The 4,568-nt window shown below is 62.0% G+C and carries 2 protein-coding genes and 2 pseudogenes; 1 reads left to right on the top strand and 3 read right to left on the bottom strand.

What is annotated here, in order from left to right:
- Together NN5_RS24200 and NN5_RS24195 are read right to left on the bottom strand one after the other, a co-directional pair.
- The coding region (locus NN5_RS24200; RefSeq protein WP_169801054.1) for a plasmid pRiA4b ORF-3 family protein at positions 1-522 on the bottom strand (522 nt) is incomplete at its 3' end.
- Positions 519-746 (bottom strand): annotated as a pseudogene (locus tag NN5_RS24195) (transposase domain-containing protein); the annotation flags it as partial. The gene NN5_RS24200 and the pseudogene NN5_RS24195, both read right to left, overlap by 4 nt.
- Before the next feature lie 484 nt (positions 747-1,230).
- Here NN5_RS24195 and NN5_RS25530 point away from each other — a divergent pair.
- Positions 1,231-3,300, top strand: a complete 2,070-nt coding sequence (locus tag NN5_RS25530) for a recombinase family protein (protein WP_084385145.1) — start codon at positions 1,231-1,233, stop codon at positions 3,298-3,300.
- Between the two features lie 27 nt (positions 3,301-3,327).
- Here NN5_RS25530 and tnpC read toward each other — a convergent pair.
- A pseudogene (gene tnpC / locus NN5_RS24190) lies at positions 3,328-4,568 on the bottom strand (IS66 family transposase); the annotation flags it as partial.

Here is a 4,568-nt window from a genome sequence, read left to right as displayed (position 1 = left end):
CATCTTCACGTACCGCTCAATGCGCCTGGGTTGTCCGGGAGAGTGCTGGGTGGTCAGGCTTGAGGAAAGTAAGCATCCGTCGAAGGCCGCGGCGCGATTAGCGCTTGGCTGGAGCAGAGGCCTTCCGATGCGATTTCGGTGCCCATTGTCGGCTGAGATCGTCGATCGCCAGGGCGATCGCGACGGTATCGAGCTTGTCGGGATCGAAATCCTCACTTCGATATTGGAGTAGCTCGTCGCGATCCGGGTAGTTGGCGTCTTGCCGCCGCAGTCCTCGAGTGCGCCGCGCAGCGTCTCCTTGCGCGCATCGATCGTGTCGGAAAGATAGTCGGGATCGGGAATGCCGAACGTGATGTCGCCGGCGAACCGAAACTCCCAGAGATGCGTGTTGCTCCAGCCCATGGCAGTCTGGATTATGGTGTGCAGGCGATCGAGCTTGAGCGTCAACGGGAGTTCGATCCGGCGCATGACAAGGGGTTCGACGTCGTTGAGCGTGATCTTGAGCCGCGCGATGGCGCTCACGCCGCCTCCAGCAGAGCATGCTGCCGTTCGCGCCACTCCCAAGGGAGCAGCTCATGGATGCGGTTCTGCGGAATCCCGGCAATCTGATCGAGCACATCGGCGAGCCAGGCCTGGGGATCGATATCGTTGAGCTTGGCGGTGACGATGAGGGAATAGAGGTCGGCGGCGCGTTCGCCGCCGCGGTCGGAGCCGGCGAATAGCCACGACTTGCGACCAAGAGCCATCGCAGGGTCATTCTGCCCATGTCGGGCAGATGGTAGAGTTTCATTATCGCTGGCATCCATATTACGGCGGTCGTTTTCGGCATGAAGGCCGCGAGGACCGGGCCAATGGCGCGATCATCCGGGTAGAGATCAGGCCGGGTGAGATCATCCAGGTCGCAGAGTGGATGCTGGACAGGGCGTTGTGCGCCGACATGGAGATGGGCGAACCGCGCGTTGCGGTGATTGGGCTTGTAGAGCTTCATGGACTGCTTACCGATCGCGGTTTCAGGCAGACTTCGACGGATGGACTCACGGCCATCCAGGAGGCGCGCCATGAAGGCACTACCACGACCCTCGTCGCTACCGATGCTGACCCAGCAGCTGAGCATGCCGCTCGATACGCCGCAGATGCGAGGCCTGAGCGAGGCGCAGCGAAGCGCCGTTGTTGCCAGGCTGGCGACCCTCTTGATGGCCGCAGCCGGCGTCGCGGCGAAGGAGGCCAGCGATGACGGGCAATGATCTCCTTCCAGTCACGGTGCTCAAGCGCAAAGCTGTGGTGTATGTCCGACAGTCGACCCCGGGTCAGGTCCAGAACAACCTGGAGAGCCAGCGCCGACAATATGAGCTTGTCGATGTTGCGCGACGCTGGGGATTTCACGATGTCGAGGTGATCGACGATGACCTTGGTCGGACCGCCAGCGGCACTGTCGACCGCCCCGGTTTCGAACGACTGGTCAGCGGCCTGTGCACGGGCAAGGTTGGCGCGGTGCTTTGCTTGGACGCATCGCGCCTTTCCCGTAATGGCCGGGACTGGCACCACCTTTTGGAGCTGTGTGGCCTGGTTGAAGCGCGCGTGATCGATCTCGACGGGGTATACGATCCCTGTCGACCAAACGATCGATTGTTGTTGGGCATGAAGGGCAGCATCAGCGAGTTTGAGCTTGGCATTTTGCGAACACGCATGCTTGACGCGGCGCGCGCCAAGGCAAGGCGGAGAGAACTGCGCCTCAGTGTTCCGATCGGCTATATCTGGCACCGCGAATACGGCCTGGGGCTGGATCCCGATATCCGGGTACAGGAGGCGATCCGCCTCATCTTTTCGCGTTTCCGCGAGCTTGGCAGCGCCCGCCAGGTGCTGATTTCGCTGACAGCTGACAATTTCCATTTTCCCCGCCCTTCTGACGGCCGCAAAACGGTGTCCTTCGACTGGGTGCCGGTTCGCTATCGAAGCGTTATTTCGATCCTGAAGAACCCCTTCTACGCTGGGGTCTATGTCTATGGTAAAAGCGAGAAGCGAACCGAGATTGTCGATGGCAGGGCACGCAAAAGTTACGGCCACAGCAAGCCCTTTGGAACGTGGGAAGTGCTGCTCCAGGATCATCACGAAGGCTATATCGATTGGAGTGAGTTTGAGAGGAACCAGAGCCATATCGCCGTCAACGCGTTCGGACAGAAGGGCGGCATCAAGTCGGGTCGTGGTGGCCGCGCGTTGCTCGCGGGCCTGCTCACCTGCGGCCGATGTGGAAGACGGTTGGGCGTTGTCTATTCGGGCCGGCCTCCGGGTCATCCCTATTACCGCTGCGAACGTATCAACCAGATGCTGGCCAAGCCACGATGCATGACTTTTGGCGCATCTCGCATCGACCCTGCCATAGGCAAAGAGATATTGAGAGCCGTGACGCCGATGGCGATCGAGGCCGCAATGGAAGCTGATCGGGCGCATCGGGATAATCTGGAAGAACGGCACCGCATGGTGGAGCTGGACTTGCAGCAAGCCCGATACGAGGCATCCCTCGCTGAACGTCGCTATGCTGCCTGCGACCCTGATAACCGCCTGATCGCTGCCCAACTTGAGAATAGCTGGGAAGCAGCGCTCAGGCGTGTTGAAGCCTATGAAGCGGGTTTGGCCCAAGCGCGACAAATCGATCTGGCCGCGCCGGCGCCCGATTTTGCTGGCATTGCCACCGACCTGGAGACCGCTTGGCGCTCGCCTAACGTCGACATGCGTTGTCGTCAGCAGCTCCTCCGCACGCTCGTGACCGATATCATCGCTGATGTCGATGAAGAGCAACGTGAAGTCATTTTGACGATCCACTGGAAAGGTGGCCAACATTCTCAGCTGCGCATTCGCAAACCCAAAGCAGGCGAACATGGCCAGAGTACGCCCGAAGCCGCCCTTGCCATCATCCGCTCCATGGCCACCCGGTGGTCCGATGCAGACATTGCCGCCACTCTCAACCGGATGGGAATGCAAACCGGACAAGGCAAGACCTGGACAGCGCGCCGTGTCGGCTCGCTGCGCACTGTCCACAAAATCCACGGCTACCGATCCGCCGAAAAGAATGGAGAGTGGCTCACGCTGACCGAAGCCGCCAAAAAGCTTGGGGTTACTGCCCATCGGGTCCGTCGACTGATCAAGGAGGGCGTGCTCCCTACCGAGCAAGTTGTACCCGATGCGCCGCACCAAATCCGAGCCACGGACCTGGAAAAGGACGAAGTGACCCAGTTCCCGCGTCACAGAGGCCCGTGTCGCATCAAAATGGAAAACCAAAAGTCCCTGTTTCCGGACATTTGAAGAGGAGGTGTAGTATGAATCGGTCGTTGCAATGCCGCGCAGCGCGCGTTCGGCTGCGTTGTTGGTCAAGCAGATGCGGCCATCGTCCAGAAACCGCGCGAAGTCCGGCCAGACCTTGAGCATATAATCGATCGCGCCGGCGACCGGATCGTGGCGAGAGAGCTGAGCGCGCGTGTCGCGCATCCAGGCTTCGAGCTCGGTGACGAGCGGGCGCGTCAGCTCCCGCCGAACCGCCAGCCGCTCTCCGGCCGAGCGGCCGTTGATGGTGCGCTCGATATCGAAGATCGTATCGATCCTGGCGAGCGCATCGCGGGCGAGCGGCGAGATGACGACCTGCTTGTTCTTCGCGCGCCGTGCGAGCGCCGCCACGTCGACGAGTTGAAAGAACGGCCGTCGTGCATGGCTCCAGCACAGCGCGCGCAAGAGCGGCTCGCGACCTGCACCGGGTCTGAGCAAGGCGTTGTAGCCCGCATAGGCATCGGCCTGGATGATGCCGTGATATCCGTCGAGATGCGCAAGCGGATGCTCGCTGCACCGGTCACGCGAATAGTGGAAGATGGCAGCGGGCGGCGCCGGACCTCCGAACGGGCGATCGTCGCGGACATAGGTCCATAATCGCCCGGTGACGGTCTTTGTCTTGGCGAGCACCGGAACGGTGGTATCGTCGGCATGGAGACGCTCGGCCGCCAGCACATGCGCCCGGATGAGCACGGTGAGCGGCTTCAGCGCGGCGACGCAGGCGCCGACCTGGTCGGCGATCGTCGATAGGCTGAGGTCGATGCCTTCGCGGGCATAGCGATCGCGCTGGCGGTTGAGCGGCTGGTGCTGCCCGAACTTCTCGAACAACAGCATCGCGAGGAAACTGGGGCCGAACATGCCACGCGGAGTGACATGGAACGGTGCCGGCGGCTGGGTGATCTTCTCGCACGACCGGCAGCTGAACTTCTCACGGACGGTCTGGACGACCTTCCAGCGGCGCGGAATCACCTCGAGGGTCTCGGTGACATCCTCCCCGAGCTTGCACAGGTTGCCGGAACCGCAGCACGGGCAGCTCTCGGGCGCGGCGATGACGACGCGCTCGCGCGGCAGGTGGTCGGGGAATACGCGCGGCGTGGAGCGCTTGCGTTCGAAGGCGCGCACGTTGGTCGTGCGGGCCGCCAACGCGCCTAGCTGCTCGTCCTCAGTGGCGGAGATCTCCGTCTCTTCGAAAGCGATCTCGAACTGGTCGACGAGCCGGTGGCTGCGCTCGGAGCGCTGGCCGTAAAGCT

Origin of the sequence: Novosphingobium naphthalenivorans NBRC 102051 (assembly GCF_001590985.1) — a bacterium.
Taxonomy (GTDB): domain Bacteria; phylum Pseudomonadota; class Alphaproteobacteria; order Sphingomonadales; family Sphingomonadaceae; genus Novosphingobium; species Novosphingobium naphthalenivorans.
The sequence above is the reverse complement of the archived record's forward strand: the minus strand, read 5'-3'. Positions and strand labels throughout refer to the sequence as shown.

What these genes read in the sequence shown, in the direction of transcription:
- NN5_RS25530 (WP_084385145.1), top strand. Translation starts at nt 1,231, where the DNA reads ATGACGGGCAATGATCTCCTTCCAGTCACGGTGCTCAAGCGCAAAGCT.